Origin of the sequence: Methanohalophilus portucalensis (genome assembly GCF_002761295.1) — an archaeon.
GTDB lineage: Archaea > Halobacteriota > Methanosarcinia > Methanosarcinales > Methanosarcinaceae > Methanohalophilus > Methanohalophilus portucalensis.
The window spans coordinates 691473-705340 of sequence record NZ_CP017881.1; the positions used below are offsets into that span (position 1 = coordinate 691473).

The following is a 13868-nucleotide window of genomic DNA, read 5'->3' on the forward strand; positions in this document are numbered from 1 at the left end:
AGTAGTTAATTCTTCTTTTTTGAACCAGCTTTAGGTATTTATAACTTTTGGATATTGTGGTGCGTTATAAGTTCACTGCTGCAGGTCGGTTTTACCCAGCATTCTTTCGGTTGCATTTGCATCATTGAACACTTTTTCCCTCGCACCTTTTTTATTCAGGAACATGCCAATCAGCACGAATAATAGCCCTATATTTGGATTTAGGGGTGTGATAACAGCTCCTATCAGCACTATTGTGGATGCGGCAATTCCTTTCATAGCTCCTTTTCGATATGATTCGAAACGAGTGCGGCGATAGATTCTTATGTCTCGCAATGTCAGGAATAATACCACGAAATATGCTGCAATTGCAATATATACATACATGTGGTACCTAGATTGAATTTTTTGATTATAAATCTTCTTAAAAGGGTTGATTTGCTTTTGTTCTGCATTTATATACTTTCTACGGCATGGCTTCCCAGACAAAACATTATTATGGATATAATACAATCCTGTCAACCATGTTCACGATTATTACCGGTGCCCAATTCGGTGATGAGGGCAAAGGCAAGGTAGTAGACCTGATGGCAGGTGACTATGACATTGTTGCCAGGTTTCAAGGAGGCGATAATGCAGGTCACACAGTCAAGGTTAAGGATGAGATCTACAAATTACATCTAATCCCCTCTGGTTTTCTTCTTGACAGCAGGGTGCTCATTGGACCGGGTACGGTCCTGAATCCGGAAGTTATGGTAGAAGAGATACGTATGCTGGAAGAAGCCGGTGTCAAAGTATCTGCTGAAAAACTGGGAATTGATGGCAAGACAAGCATAATCATGCCTTATCACATAGAACTTGATGGTCTCAAAGAAGCTACCCGTTCGGAAAAGATCGGTACCACTAAAAGAGGTATTGGATTTGCCTATATCGATAAGATTGCAAGGGATGAAGTTCATTTTTCCGACCTGATCAATGAGGAACGCCTTATGCAACGCCTTTCAGATCTTGCTTCCCAGAAGGAAGGGGAAATTGAGGCAATGGGTGGTGATCCTTCCATTGTAACTGAAAGTTCTCTTGTGGACAGGTATATTTCCTTGGGTAGGGAACTAGCTCCTTATCTTGCCGATGTTTCCTATGAGATTAATACTGCGCTGGATGAAGGTAAAAATGTACTTGCTGAAGGGGCACAGGGTAGTCATCTGGATGTAATTCACGGTACTCAAAAATTTGTAACTTCTTCAAGTACCATTGCGGGATCCGCATGTGCCAATCTTGGTGTCGGTCCGACTCGTGTGAATGAAGTACTTGCCATCGTTAAATCTTATATTACACGTGTGGGAGCAGGTCCGCTCCCTACTGAACAGGAAGGTGATGCAGGCCAGCACCTGCATGACGTAGGCCATGAATTTGGTACCACTACAGGCAGATCAAGGCGGTGTGGCTGGTTTGATATGCCTCTTGCTAAAAAGTCAGTCTACCTTAATGGTTATACTTCCATAGCTCTTACAAAATTGGATGTACTGACAGGTCTTGATCCTTTAAAAATATGTGTTGGCTATGAATTGGATGGAAATGTAATCGATTATCCGCCGGAAGATACTTCCAAACTTGCAAGATGTGTGCCTGTTTATGAAAATATGGAAGGTTGGGATACAGATTTAACTTCTGTATCTGGTTATGGGGACCTGCCCCAAAAAGCCCGGGAATATGTCGAACGCCTTGAAGAATTGATGGGAATCCGGGTCAAATATATCTCTGTGGGGCCGGGAAGGGAACAAACTTTCATGAAATAAAGGTTTGGAACGCTTTCGATCCAAAAGCCATATATATGAACCGATAGATTTAAGAGTCTTATTCCAGTGCATATACAGACGCGTTTCAAAGTGAATGTCAGTCGTAAACGTTATGCCTGATGCTATCTTTATTTGAAGGAGGATAGAATGACTACAGCATATGATGTCCCTGCTAATGATATTATCAAAAAGACAGCAGAGAAACTTAAAGAAAATGACAAGATCCAACCTCCGGAATGGGCAGCCTATGTGAAGACCGGTGCACACAGAGAACTTCCTCCAGTGGAAGATGACTGGTGGTATACTCGCTGTGCTGCGGTCCTCAGAAGGATATATACTGACGGCCCGGTAGGTGTACAGAGACTTCGTTCCATATACGGAGGAAAGAAAGCAAAGCGTGTAACCCCTGCCAAGAAAGCAAAGGGTAGCGGTGCAGTTGCCCGTACAATAGCCCAGCAGCTTGAAGATGCCGGTTTTGTAAAGAAACAGAAGGCAGGTAGGGTTGCATCTCCAGCAGGAAAGTCTTTGCTTGACAATACAGCTAATGAAATCAAGAAAGAACTGGTTTCTGAAATTCCCGAGATGCAAAAGTATTAAATGTAATTATAATCCGGGTTGGCTAATAAAGCCAGTTCTTCCTTAAAAGGGGTTTTATACCATGGCAGATGATCTCGAAGCAATCCGCAGGAAAAGGCTTGAAGAAATGCAGAGGCAGCAAGCCTCCCAGCAAGAAAACAATCCACAGGCTGCATACCAGCAGGAACAAGCACAGGCAGAAAGGGAAGCAAAGATCCATGCTGTCCTTCGCCAGGTCACGACACCCGAAGCAAGGGAACGCCTTACAAGGTTGAAAATGTCTCGCAAAGAACTGGCAGAACAGGTCGAATCGCAGATTGTGGGGCTAGCTCAGAGTGGCCGGTTGCAATCCACCATTGATGATGAGAAAATGAAAGCCTTGCTTACCCGGATGCAACCCAAAAAACATGACCCCAAGATCACAAGACTGTAATCGGATATGAAAGCAAGGGTGATGTTTAGTGGCGGAAAGGATAGTGCCCTGTCTGCCATTTTACTGGATCCATATTTTGACGTTGAACTTGTAACGTGCACTTTTTCCCTCGTCGATGTGGGAAAGATTGCACGTAAAGTGGCTGATGAATTGGGTTTTGCTCATTCGGTTGTAGAACTTGAGCGTTCAGTTTTGGATGAAGCCCTTGAAATGGCAGTTGAAGACAATTTCCCAAAAAATGCGATTAATCACATTCACTCACATGCCCTCGAAAAAATAGCGGCAGGTGGTAGTGTTGATATGATCGTTGATGGGATAAGACGTGATGACCGGGTGCCCAGGATGGATATATCCAGACTACGCAGTATTGAGGATCGGTATGGGGTGCATTGTGCGTCCCCTCTGCAAGGGTTTGGCCGTGCTGCGGTTGATTTAATGGTTTGTGAGCATCTTGAAGTTGAAGAAGGATTGAGCGACAGAATTTCCAAGGCGGATTATGAAACCGAATTAAGGTATCTGATTCGACAGGAATACGATGATGAAAAGGTCCTTTCCATATTTCCCGAACATGTTCAATCGAGAGTGCTGAGGAAAATTAAGGAAAAGACTACCAATTAAAATTTTATATCATTAATTGATTTATAAATGTAAATTTGAGAGCAACGTGGATCAGGTGAGACAAGTGAGCCATAACACGAAAGGACAGAAAATGAGATTGGCAAAGGCCCACGTCCAGAACCAGAGGGTTCCTACATGGGCAATTATCAAGTCAAACAGAAAGGTTGTCAGTCATCCCAAGAGAAGGCACTGGAGAAGGAACAGCCTTAAAGTGAAATGAGGTGATGGCAATGGCAGATGATATAGTAAAAGAACAGGTTTATACCATCCCGCTCAGGGATGCAAAACTGGCTCCTAAATGGAAACGTACAACTCGTGCGATGACCTTGGTAAAGAAATATCTGGTCAGGCACATGAGGGCGTCTCCTGAACAGGTCAAAATTGATAGCAGTATCAATGAATTGGTCTGGAATCGCGGAGCCGAGAAGCCACCTTCCTCAATCCGGGTACGGGCAGCAATGTTCGATGACGGTGAGGTTCAGGCAGAATTGGCATAATCTGAATGCCGATACAATTCCAAGTTCGAAATAATTTATGATCCGAACCCTAAACATATATGAAAATCCCGTAATAGGGGTATTTGCAACCTGTACAGAGGATTTCGCCCTTGTACCTCCGGGTACGAACGATAAGACATCTGGTATGCTGGAAGATATACTTGATGTGGAAGTAGTTTCCACTCTTGTAAATGGGAGTGTAGTCGTGGGTTCCCTTTCAAAAGGGAATTCCTCAGGATTCCTTGTGCCGAGAGGCTCAAGCCCCCTTCCTAAAAAAATAGACCTTCCGGTAGCAGAGGTTCCAGATAATCTATCGGCAATAGGAAACATAGTACTTGCTAACGATTCAGCAGCTCTTGTCCATCCGGATATCTCTGACAAAGCAATTGAAATAATTGAAAAGACTCTTTCAGTTGATGTCAGAAGAGGCACGATTGCCGGTATCAAAACTGTGGGAATGGCGGGTGTGGTTACCAATCATGGATTGCTTGCCCATCCAATGATAAAACAGGAAGAAGTTTCCATTCTTGAGGACCTTTTTGGACTTAATGTGGAAATAGGTACTGTAAATTATGGATCCCAGGTAGTAGGTTCCGGTGTGCTTGCTAATTCTTCTGGATATGTTGCAGGTTCGGAAACCACAGGTCATGAACTTGGAAGAATTGAAGATGCATTGATGTTTGATTGATTTAACATATTATGCGGGTGATTTTATGAGCGACTTTGTTGTAAAAGGCACATTCAAAGCGGGTCATATCTGGGAAAAATTCACAAAAAATGTGGAAAGCCAGAATGAAAAGAACGCAGTTGAGAAAGTTTATTCCCTTTTTGGAAGCAAGAACGGTATCAAACGCTACTTGATTAAGATAGACAGTGTCGAAGAGGCATGATTATATGGCAGAAGAAGGTCAGCAGAATATCCAGAACCTGGCCCTTCAGCACAGGGAGCTCCAGAAACGTGCCCAGACCATACAGCAGCAGACAAATATGTTGCAGATGTCCATTGATGACTGTGGGCGGGCAATAACGACTCTTGAGGATCTCCAATCATTTTCCAAAAATCCCGATACTCTTGTTCCTATAGGCGCAGGTTCTTTTGTAAATGCACATATAGCCAATGACAACAAAGTTGTTGTTGAGGTTGGTGCAGGGATTAGTGTCGAAAAGGATGTTGATGGAGCCATAGTCACTCTTAATAAGCGCAAAGAAGATTTGCAGAAGGTACTGGAACAGATGAACCAGAACCTTGAACAGATCAATCAGCGCATCCAGTCCATAGAGTCTATGGCAAAACAGCAGCAGCCACAGCAATAATTTTTATGGGGCATAACCTTGTTTAATAAGCTTAAGAACAAACTTTCAGGATTTAAGCAAAATTTCAGTTCCAAAATTGAGGATAAAGCCACTCCTGTGGAAGAATCATCTGCTCCTGAGCCTGAAACTGCAGAAAGTATTAGGTTTCAGGAAAAAGAGGATGTTGGAACTAAGGCTGAAAATAAAACAGGGTTTGCACATAAAGCCAAAGCTTTGGTTTTCGAAAGGGAGTTTATCTTGGATGAAGCTGACGTCGAAGATATCCTCTGGGAGTTGGAGATGTCTCTTCTGGAAAGTGATATTGCAATTTCGGTTTCTGAAAAGATTGTTAATGATGTAAAACAAGAACTTGTAGGCAGCCGTAAGAAGATAGGTAGCAACACCAGCAAGATCGTAGAAGATGCATTGAAAAAGTCTATCAATGATGTCATGTCTGCTAATGTCTTCGATTTTGATGAATTCATTGATAGTCATGAAAAACCTGTAAATATTGTTTTTGTTGGTATTAATGGAACAGGTAAGACAACTTCTATTGCCAAGATTGCTCATCGTCTTAAAGCTATGAATAAGTCTGTTGTAATTGCAGCAGGGGATACATTCCGTGCAGGGGCGATTGACCAGATCGCGGTACATGCTGAGCGTATCGGTGTAAAACTGATTAAACATCAGGAAGGAGGCGATCCTGCAGCTGTTGTTTATGATGCCGTACAGTATGCAAAAGCCCATGATAGTGATGTGGTTTTGTCTGATACTGCCGGCAGGATGCATACCAATGTAAATCTGATGGCACAGCTCCAGAAGATATGCCGTGTAAGTGCTCCGGACCTTGTGCTTTTTGTAGACGAGGCGGTTGCAGGCAATGATGCTGTCGAAAGGGCCGAACAGTTCAATGAGGCAGTGCCAGTTGACGGTTCCATTCTTACTAAAACAGATGCCGATTCAAAAGGCGGGGCTGCAATTTCTATTGCATACATAACAGGTAAACCCATTGTTTTCCTCGGTCTGGGGCAGGAATATGAGGACCTGAAAAAATTCGATCCTCAATGGTTTGTTGACCAGATTTTCAGTTAAAATCTTATCTGCACCCTTCTTTCAAATCCTTTGTTATTTCTTTTAAGCGGGATATTACATTGTCTTTGCTGGCTATTATATTTACAAAGGCAGAACCCACGATTACAGCATCAGCTCCTGCAGCGACCATTTCTTCTACATGTTTTCTGTTTGATATTCCAAAACCTACGGCTTTTGGGAGGTTTGAATTGATTTTATCCAGAAGGCCTGCTACATTGGAAGAGATGTTTTTTCCTTCTCCGGTAACCCCGAGTTTGGATACTACATAAATAAAACCCGAACTTTTGCTGCTAATTGCATCCAGTCTCTGATCGCTTGTATTTGGTGCGACAAGGAATATATTATCTATTCCTTCCTCTTTGCAGATCTCTATCAGCTCATCTGCTTCATGCAATGGCAGATCGGGTATTATCAACCCCGAAATTCCCGCCTCAGCACACTTCTTCACGAAATTCTTGCTACCCTGGCGATATATGAGGTTGTAATAGGTCATACAGATGAGGGGCACATTTACTTCCAGGTCTTTTATCATCTCAAAATAGCGATCTGTGTTCATACCGGCCTCAATGGCACGGCAGGTTGCGGCCTGTATGGTTGGCCCGTCTGCTACAGGATCGGAGAAAGGCAGACCCAGTTCTATTATATCCGCTCCAGCTTCAACAAGTGCATTTACAATAGAAGGTGTGGTTTCCGTATCGGGGTCCCCTGCACATACATAGGCGATCAGTGCTTTTTCATTTTTGTCCTTAAGTTCTTCAAATTTTTGGCTGATGCGCATATTCATTCCTCCATATCCATAATAGTCTGGAGATCTTTATCACCCCTCCCGGAGAGATTGATGACGACTGTATCACCCAGTATGCCACTATCTGCCATCTTCATTACATATGCAATGGCATGTGAAGATTCCAGTGCAGGGATTATTCCTTCCAGCCTGCTAAGCTCATGGAATGCCTCAAGGGCTTCCATATCGGTTATGTAACAGGGTTTAACACGGCCTGTTTCTGAGAGCCGGGCAAGTTCGGGTCCCACACCTGCATAATCCAGGCCAGCTGCTACTGATGTGGATTCCAGTATCTGCCCGTCCCTGTTCTGCAGGACCTTAGTTCTGGCACCATGCAGGATACCTTCCTTCCCTGTTGCCAGGGATGCTGAATGATAGGCGATTTTATCGTCTTCCCTGAGTTTTTCACCGCCTGCTTCTACTGCAAAGAGATTCACTTCATCATCCAGAAAGGGGTAAAAAATACCCATTGCATTACTTCCGCCACCTGCACAGGCCACGATAGAATCCGGGTATCTTCCCTCAACTTTCATTACCTGTTCCTTTACTTCCCTGCCGATAACACTCTGGAAATCCCTCACAATCTTCGGGAAGGGGTATGGGCCGACTACCGATCCAATGAGGTAGTGTGTATCCCCGACATTTGTGACCCAGTCCCTCAATGCTTCATTTATTGCATCTTTCATTGTCTTTGAACCGGTATCAACTGATATTACCTCGGTACCCATCAGTTTCATACGGTAGACATTTGGAAGCTGTCTCTTTACATCTTTTGATCCCATGTATACCATGGTTTCAAATCCCAGTTTTGCTCCCACCATGGCAGTTGCGGTGCCGTGCTGGCCGGCTCCTGTCTCTGCGATTAACCTTTTTTTGCCCATGAATTTTGCAAGAAGAGCCTGCCCCAGGGTATTGTTGAGTTTGTGTGCTCCTCCATGTACGAGATCTTCCCGCTTGAGGTAGATTTTTATGCCGTATTTAGCACTCATGTTTTTTGCATAATATAGAGGCGTACTTCTTCCGGCATAATTTTCAAGGTAGTCATTAAGCTGGGAGGTAAACTCCGGGTCTGCCTTGTATTGTTCATACGCTTCTTCAAGTTCTTGAAGTGGCGGCATCAATATTTCAGGTACGTATTGTCCACCGTAGTCTCCATAATAATGGTTCATACTATCTCCTGCTTATTATTTGCTTCAATAAGTTTTTTCATTTTTTCTTTAAGATCGCCTTCCATAAGGTAGGTTCCAACAAGCAAAGCGTCAGCACCTGCCTTGATCATCCTTGCCGCATCATCTGTGCTCTTGACTCCACTTTCCCCTATTATCAGGTGTTTCTGGTTGTATTTACGGTCATGTTCTTTCACGAGGGGAATGAGCTTTTCAGCTGTTTCCAGATTGATTTCAAGGGTTTCAAAACTGCGGTTATTTATCCCTATGAGGATTGCGTCACATTCAAGTACATATGCCAGTTCTTTTTTATTGTGTACTTCTACAAGAGGCTCGATGTTCCTTCTTCGAGCGATTTCTATGAATTCCGGTAGCCTATTACCCAGTACCCCTGCAATCAGTAATATGACATCACTGTTGGCTTCATGCATCTGACTTGTGTCCACAATAAAATCTTTGCGCAAAACTGGTATGGAAGTATGTTTCCTTGCACTTTCAAGATTTTCTATACATCCCTCAAAGTAACAGGGTTCCGTAAGGACAGATAAGGCTACGGCTCCTGCATTTTCCATATCACAGGCAATCTGTGAGGCTATTTCCGGGTTTACATCAGCAAATTTGCCTGTTGGTGAAGCAGGTTTTACTTCGGCAATTACAGGTATGTGTCCTCTTTTACAGACAAGCCCGATTGATTCGAAAATATCCCTTCTATCATTACATCTGGTCTGTGTGTTAATTTCAGAAAGTGCGTCTGCCCTTTCTTTTGATTTTTGGATTATTTGTTCGATCTTCGAATGCATCTGGACACCTATGTACTTCAATGTATTTGTATGTACATTAGTGTCATCGCATTTAAATTTATTGTCAGGGCATACGATCTATCATTGCCATTGTCTTCTTTGCTTTGAAATAGAATTCCGTGCTATTATGGAGATAATCAGCGGCTATCATTCCTTTTTCAGTGATTGTGTATCCGCCACGTTTAACCTTATTTGCAAGTCCTGAAAGCAGGATTACCGTTTTCATTTTGCTTCCTATACTTCCCCTGTCTGCAATAGGATCTGTGTATTTCCTGATATCCGAGAATTCGACAACTTCCCCTTCATTCATCTCCAGTACTTTGATTATAATTCTGTATTGTATGTCTCCCGGTCCATTTATTATCCCGAGGGACTGGTAAAATTCGGCCACAGCTTTTTCTGTTGCTATATCTATTCTTCCAGACATTCAAATCCTCTCTTTAAATGTCCAGTTTGCTGGTGGGGTTTTCTTCTATTTCAATTTCTTTCATTCCCAGCCTGTCCTTTACAGCCAGAGGCGGGAAATATGCCAGATAACAGAGTACGATTCCGATGAGTATAAAGATACGCAACCCTGCATGCATGCTGATACTGGTGGTAAACATATCCACAACAATACAATCAATAACAAAAGAGGTCGCAAGTAAAGAGGTTGTGATGTTGTACTTGCGTCTTTTTGGTAATTTTCTGATCAGAAGTAAAAACATCACTCCTAGGATCATTGCAGTAGGAACTGCGAAAAGGCCGAAAATGTATACATAGGGTGCGATTCCTCCTTCCTGGATATAAATACTTGCCCATTCTGTATGGGCTGGCATATTTATCACATTATTGTTGAATGTGTTAAGATAGAACCCTCCGACCAGGAAAAATATTGCGGAGAATGCTCCACTTGCAAGTTTGTTGCCTATCATGATATATAGGACAAAAAAGGCAACAGGCACTGTAAGGAATGCAAAGGGAACCAGTGACATTTTGTATAATAGAAGATCCATTGAGTGCCAACTGGTGTAATTTGCAATCATATGCAGGGATGTGGCCAGGTAGATCAGGCCGACTTGTAGCCAGAATATGATGAAAGCAACAAGGGCAGGATTGCTGTTTTTTGACTGGTCCATTCGTCTGGTGTATAACTCCCAGCTAAATCCGATAACTGCCATTGTTATGCATAGGCTTATTATTATGTTAAAGAAGGTTAAAGAAAATATTTTCATTCCTCCGGATGGTATGTAATCTGGTTATAATTACTTAATATAACCTATGCCTGGATGAGTGTAGTTATATATTTTTATCCAAATATTATATATAAGTTGGGTTCATATACTGTTTGAAGTTTGGTGTTTGATATTTCCAACCGAATATTATTTATAGGTTTGAATGATACTCATTATTATGAGTATAAGCCGTGTCCCTAATACCAGAATAATTTGAATTTCACGGCATATTTCCAAATAGGAGGCATTACATGAAAGCAAACAGAACAAGCATGCTCAAAAGAGATACCAGTGCTCAGGTGGGTATAGGTACACTTATTATATTCATCGCAATGGTACTTGTCGCTGCAATCGCAGCAGCAGTTCTTATACAGACCTCTGGTGTCCTGCAACAGAAAGCCCAATCCACAGGTGAAGAAGCAACCGCAGAAGTATCTTCCAACATGAAGGTTCTTGGAATTGAAGGTGTAAGAGCTGACGATTCTAGTGATGACAATCTTTCAGATTACATAGACCTTCTTGAAGTTCAGACATCTGTAAGTGCAGGTGGAGATCCAATGGATCTTGGGGAATTGGTTATCACAATAAGTGATGGTACCAATACAAATACGCTTACTTACAACAACAGTACCACTATTAACGGAACTCTGGAAAACACCACTTCATTTACCGCTACTGCAGTGAGGGATGAAGATGAATCCTTTTCTGACGACAATCCTGTAATGAACAAAGGAGACCTTATCAAAATATATATTTCTTCTGCAAGTGGTGCATATGATATAAGTGGTGTTGAAGCTTTGGATTCAGGCTTGGAACTTGATCCGAGGACTGATGTAAGACTTGTCTTCACTCCGGAAGCTGGAACTCCGCAACAGGTTGAATTCACAACCCCGAGTTCTTACAGTGTGGACACAAGATTGGGTCTTTTCCCCTAATAAGGGATAATTGACCAATCTTCTTTTTCTCTTTTTTATTCTACTGTTCTATTCAATCCTCAATTAAATTGATATATCCTGAAACCAACCTTAATTAATGAATAAATTAAGGGGGATTATATGCCAAAAGTAATTCTTTTATATGCAAGCTGGTGCCACAACTGTCCCAAGGCTGAAAAGATCTGGAGAGACCTCAAAGAAGAACATGATTTTGAATATGAAGAGGTCGATGTGGAATCTGAAGAGGGGCAAAAGATAGCTCAGGAATATTCCGTGATGGCTGTGCCAACGACTGTGATCGATGGAGAGGTGGCTTTTATAGGTATTCCTTCCAAAGATGAAGCTCTTGAAAGCATCAAGTAATCTTAAACGTCGGGATATTGATGTATGATTTAATAATTCTGGGTGCAGGACCCGCAGGAGTTACTGCTGCAATCTATGCAGTCAGGTATGGACTTGATACTCTGCTTGTTGATAAGGACAGCATGAGTGGCCTGATAAGCACTGCAAAAACGGTCGAGAACTATACAGGTTTTCCTTCGATCGGTGGAATGAAACTGATGGAAAAGTTCCTTGACCATGCAGAACAGGCCGGGGTCACTTTTAAAGTCATGGAACTCAACTCCGTGACTGAAGAAGGTGATCACTTTATTGTTTCTTCCAGTGAGGAAGAACTGAAAAGTAAATCCCTCATTGTTGCAACAGGTTCTTCTCCCAGAGAACTGGATGTGCCGGGTGAAAAGGATTTCCTGGGCAGGGGTGTTTCTTACTGTGCCACCTGTGACGGTCCCTTTTTCTCCGGCAAAGAAGTAGCAGTGATCGGTGGCGGGGAATCGGCTGTTACAGATGCTATATTCCTTTCAGATATTGCTTCAAAGGTGTATGTAGTTCATCGTCGCGATAAATTGAGAGCATCCCAAATCCTTCAAGACAGGGCATTTGACCGTCCAAATATTGAATTTATTTGGGATAATGTTGTGGATGCAATAGAAGGAAAAGATATTGTTGAATTCCTGCAGGTACATAATGTAATTACTGAAAAAACAAAAAAACTTCCTGTAAACGGTGTTTTTATCTATATAGGCCTGAATCCCAATACTGATTTTATTAATGTTAAAAAGAACGATAAAGATTTCATAATCACTGATGAATTGATGGCAACATCTGTCAGGGGCATATTTGCCGCCGGTGATTGCAGGCAATCTCCCCTTTACCAGGTAATCACTGCAGCCTCAGACGGCGCCATTGCGGCTTATTCTGCTTTTAAATACATCGAAGGCATCTAAATATATGTTTTTCTTTGTTTTTCGATAAGTATTATATTTTTTGAAGTCTATTAGTATGTAAGGTGGAATTATGATATGCTTGAAAATATGTAAAGACTCTACTGCAGAGGACCTGGAGCCAATTGCATCTGCTGTTCACTCTCTTCTGGGCATTCCGACTACCATACGCAGTGTAAACTGTAAGGGTATCCGAATGGAAAGGGGAGAAGTTGTTGATTGGGATTATACAGGTCCTATACTTGAAAAAGTCCTGGAGGACAAGACCACCATCCGCACAGTCCCCAAAGAAGGTGTGTATAAAGGAAAGGCGGTTGCAGTGACCCCGATAATGACCCCTGACGGAGAATTAGTTGGTTCAATAGGGGTTGTGGACCTTGTGGCCGCTCTGGATATACTTTCTGTTTTCCGGGAATATCCCGATATAATAGATGAAGTGGAAGAGGCCAAAAAAAGGCACTCTTAATTATCCTTTTTTATTTTGTGATACAATGATTGCCGATGTACTCAAACTATTTCCTGGTATAACCTCCAGGGACTTTCGTATTCTAACAGGTATTGAAGTAGGCATGCAAGATCATGAATGGGTGCCTTTTGATGAACTTGTGAAATATACACGTATCGACCATCAGAATCTTGCCTATCGGTTAGGTGAATTGATCGAAAAAGAGCTTGTCGTGGCAACAACAAGACCTTATGAAGGCTACAGGCTGTATTTCAATGGTTATGATGCTCTGGCTATCAATGCACTGGTAAAAAGGGGTAGTATCTCCGCTCTTGGGGATGAAATCGGTGTGGGTAAGGAATCGGTTGTTCATGAGGGTATGAAAGAACCTGAATTGCCCATAGGCGATCCTGAAACAGTGATAGTCAAATTCCACAGGGAAGGGCGCACCAGTTTCAGGGATGTCAAAAGGTTGCGCGGGCACCTGGTTAATAAAGAACATTTTTCCTGGATATATGCCGCCCGTCTTGCAGCTGGTCGTGAATACGAAATAATGTCCCGTCTGTATCCTGATATCAGCATTCCCCGGCCAATTGACGGTAACAGGCATGCTATAGTAATGGAACCTGCCAAAGGAGAACTTTTGTTCAAGGTCAGGCTGGAAGATCCCGAAATCTTTTTTGATATGATAATGGAACAGATCAAAAAAATCTATTGCCATAATATAATTCATGCCGATCTGAGTGAGTACAATGTTTTTGTCAATCCTGAAGGTGTGCAGATTATCGATTGGCCTCAGTATGTAACTCCGTCTCATCCTCATGCAGAGGAGCTCCTGATGCGTGATATTTCGAATATAGCTGCTCATTTCAAGAAAAAATATAACCTGAAAAGAGATGTCGATGAATTATATGCACAGATAGTATCCTGTACCGATAACATTAAAGATTAATACAT

At 42.3% G+C, this 13868-nt stretch carries 21 protein-coding genes; 15 read left to right on the forward strand and 6 right to left on the reverse strand.

From position 1 onward, the window contains the following. Positions 1 to 72: 72 nt before the first annotated feature. The gene (locus BKM01_RS03705; RefSeq protein WP_072359807.1) at positions 73 to 366 is read right to left on the reverse strand and encodes a hypothetical protein; all 294 of its coding nucleotides are present in this window, start codon (positions 364 to 366) and stop codon (positions 73 to 75) included. Positions 367 to 503: 137 nt separating this feature from the next. Between BKM01_RS03705 and BKM01_RS03710 the strand changes: the two genes are divergently transcribed. The 10 genes from BKM01_RS03710 to ftsY all read left to right on the forward strand — a co-directional run bounded on the left by BKM01_RS03710 (position 504) and on the right by ftsY (position 6284). Continuing rightward, positions 504 to 1775 carry an adenylosuccinate synthase gene (locus BKM01_RS03710; RefSeq protein ID WP_072360282.1) on the forward strand — a complete coding sequence of 424 codons (1272 nt, stop codon included), beginning with the start codon at positions 504 to 506 and terminating at the stop codon, positions 1773 to 1775. A gap of 147 nt (positions 1776 to 1922) precedes the next feature. Next, positions 1923 to 2372: a 30S ribosomal protein S19e gene (locus BKM01_RS03715; RefSeq protein WP_072359805.1), complete on the forward strand. Its 450-nt coding sequence runs from the start codon at positions 1923 to 1925 to the stop codon at positions 2370 to 2372. A 61-nt stretch (positions 2373 to 2433) separates the two neighbouring features. Continuing rightward, positions 2434 to 2784 carry a DNA-binding protein gene (locus tag BKM01_RS03720; RefSeq protein WP_072359804.1) on the forward strand — a complete coding sequence of 117 codons (351 nt, stop codon included), beginning with the start codon at positions 2434 to 2436 and terminating at the stop codon, positions 2782 to 2784. A gap of 6 nt (positions 2785 to 2790) precedes the next feature. Beyond that, positions 2791 to 3402 carry a DUF7411 family protein gene (locus tag BKM01_RS03725; protein ID WP_072359802.1) on the forward strand — a complete coding sequence of 204 codons (612 nt, stop codon included), beginning with the start codon at positions 2791 to 2793 and terminating at the stop codon, positions 3400 to 3402. Between the two features lie 64 nt (positions 3403 to 3466). Then, on the forward strand, positions 3467 to 3622 hold the full coding sequence (locus tag BKM01_RS03730) for a 50S ribosomal protein L39e (RefSeq protein ID WP_048902271.1): 156 nt from the start codon (positions 3467 to 3469) through the stop codon (positions 3620 to 3622). 10 nt (positions 3623 to 3632) lie between these two features. Continuing rightward, the gene (locus tag BKM01_RS03735) at positions 3633 to 3899 is read left to right on the forward strand and encodes a 50S ribosomal protein L31e (protein ID WP_072360280.1); all 267 of its coding nucleotides are present in this window, start codon (positions 3633 to 3635) and stop codon (positions 3897 to 3899) included. A 37-nt stretch (positions 3900 to 3936) separates the two neighbouring features. After that, positions 3937 to 4587 (forward strand): translation initiation factor IF-6, encoded by a 651-nt coding sequence (locus BKM01_RS03740; RefSeq protein ID WP_072359801.1) that lies wholly within the window; start codon positions 3937 to 3939, stop codon positions 4585 to 4587. A 25-nt stretch (positions 4588 to 4612) separates the two neighbouring features. Then, positions 4613 to 4789, forward strand: coding sequence for a 50S ribosomal protein L18Ae (rpl18a, locus tag BKM01_RS03745; RefSeq protein WP_013037654.1), 177 nt, complete (start codon positions 4613 to 4615; stop codon positions 4787 to 4789). A gap of 4 nt (positions 4790 to 4793) precedes the next feature. Then, positions 4794 to 5213 (forward strand): prefoldin subunit alpha, encoded by a 420-nt coding sequence (gene pfdA, locus BKM01_RS03750; RefSeq protein WP_072359798.1) that lies wholly within the window; start codon positions 4794 to 4796, stop codon positions 5211 to 5213. 18 nt (positions 5214 to 5231) lie between these two features. Then, positions 5232 to 6284 carry a signal recognition particle-docking protein FtsY gene (ftsY, locus tag BKM01_RS03755; protein ID WP_072359796.1) on the forward strand — a complete coding sequence of 351 codons (1053 nt, stop codon included), beginning with the start codon at positions 5232 to 5234 and terminating at the stop codon, positions 6282 to 6284. Positions 6285 to 6288: 4 nt separating this feature from the next. Here ftsY and trpA read toward each other — a convergent pair whose 3' ends face one another. The 5 genes from trpA to BKM01_RS03780 form a co-directional block, all read right to left on the reverse strand. Beyond that, positions 6289 to 7062, reverse strand: coding sequence for a tryptophan synthase subunit alpha (gene trpA / locus BKM01_RS03760; RefSeq protein WP_072359794.1), 774 nt, complete (start codon positions 7060 to 7062; stop codon positions 6289 to 6291). Between the two features lie 2 nt (positions 7063 to 7064). Further along, entirely contained in the window at positions 7065 to 8237 is a 1173-nt protein-coding gene (gene trpB, locus BKM01_RS03765; protein ID WP_072359792.1) for a tryptophan synthase subunit beta, read from the reverse strand. Continuing rightward, positions 8234 to 9034: an indole-3-glycerol-phosphate synthase gene (locus tag BKM01_RS03770; RefSeq protein ID WP_072359790.1), complete on the reverse strand. Its 801-nt coding sequence runs from the start codon at positions 9032 to 9034 to the stop codon at positions 8234 to 8236. The genes trpB and BKM01_RS03770 overlap by 4 nt, the downstream gene beginning before the upstream one ends. 64 nt (positions 9035 to 9098) lie before the next feature. Next, complete coding sequence (locus BKM01_RS03775; protein WP_072359788.1) at positions 9099 to 9461, reverse strand: hypothetical protein; 363 nt, start codon at positions 9459 to 9461, stop codon at positions 9099 to 9101. A gap of 13 nt (positions 9462 to 9474) precedes the next feature. Beyond that, positions 9475 to 10152: a hypothetical protein gene (locus tag BKM01_RS03780; protein ID WP_072359786.1), complete on the reverse strand. Its 678-nt coding sequence runs from the start codon at positions 10150 to 10152 to the stop codon at positions 9475 to 9477. 347 nt (positions 10153 to 10499) lie between these two features. Here BKM01_RS03780 and BKM01_RS03785 point away from each other — a divergent pair, with 347 nt between their 5' ends. The 5 genes from BKM01_RS03785 to BKM01_RS03805 all read left to right on the forward strand — a co-directional run bounded on the left by BKM01_RS03785 (position 10500) and on the right by BKM01_RS03805 (position 13863). Continuing rightward, positions 10500 to 11183 carry an archaellin/type IV pilin N-terminal domain-containing protein gene (locus tag BKM01_RS03785; RefSeq protein WP_072359784.1) on the forward strand — a complete coding sequence of 228 codons (684 nt, stop codon included), beginning with the start codon at positions 10500 to 10502 and terminating at the stop codon, positions 11181 to 11183. Between the two features lie 120 nt (positions 11184 to 11303). Further along, positions 11304 to 11546 (forward strand): thioredoxin family protein, encoded by a 243-nt coding sequence (locus BKM01_RS03790; protein ID WP_072359782.1) that lies wholly within the window; start codon positions 11304 to 11306, stop codon positions 11544 to 11546. A gap of 20 nt (positions 11547 to 11566) precedes the next feature. Then, positions 11567 to 12469 carry a thioredoxin-disulfide reductase gene (gene trxB / locus BKM01_RS03795; RefSeq protein ID WP_072359780.1) on the forward strand — a complete coding sequence of 301 codons (903 nt, stop codon included), beginning with the start codon at positions 11567 to 11569 and terminating at the stop codon, positions 12467 to 12469. Positions 12470 to 12539: 70 nt separating this feature from the next. After that, entirely contained in the window at positions 12540 to 12932 is a 393-nt protein-coding gene (locus BKM01_RS03800) for a DUF2111 domain-containing protein (RefSeq protein WP_072359778.1), read from the forward strand. 25 nt (positions 12933 to 12957) lie between these two features. Further along, positions 12958 to 13863, forward strand: a complete 906-nt coding sequence (locus BKM01_RS03805; protein ID WP_072359776.1) for a serine/threonine-protein kinase RIO2 — start codon at positions 12958 to 12960, stop codon at positions 13861 to 13863. Positions 13864 to 13868: the final 5 nt, after the last annotated feature.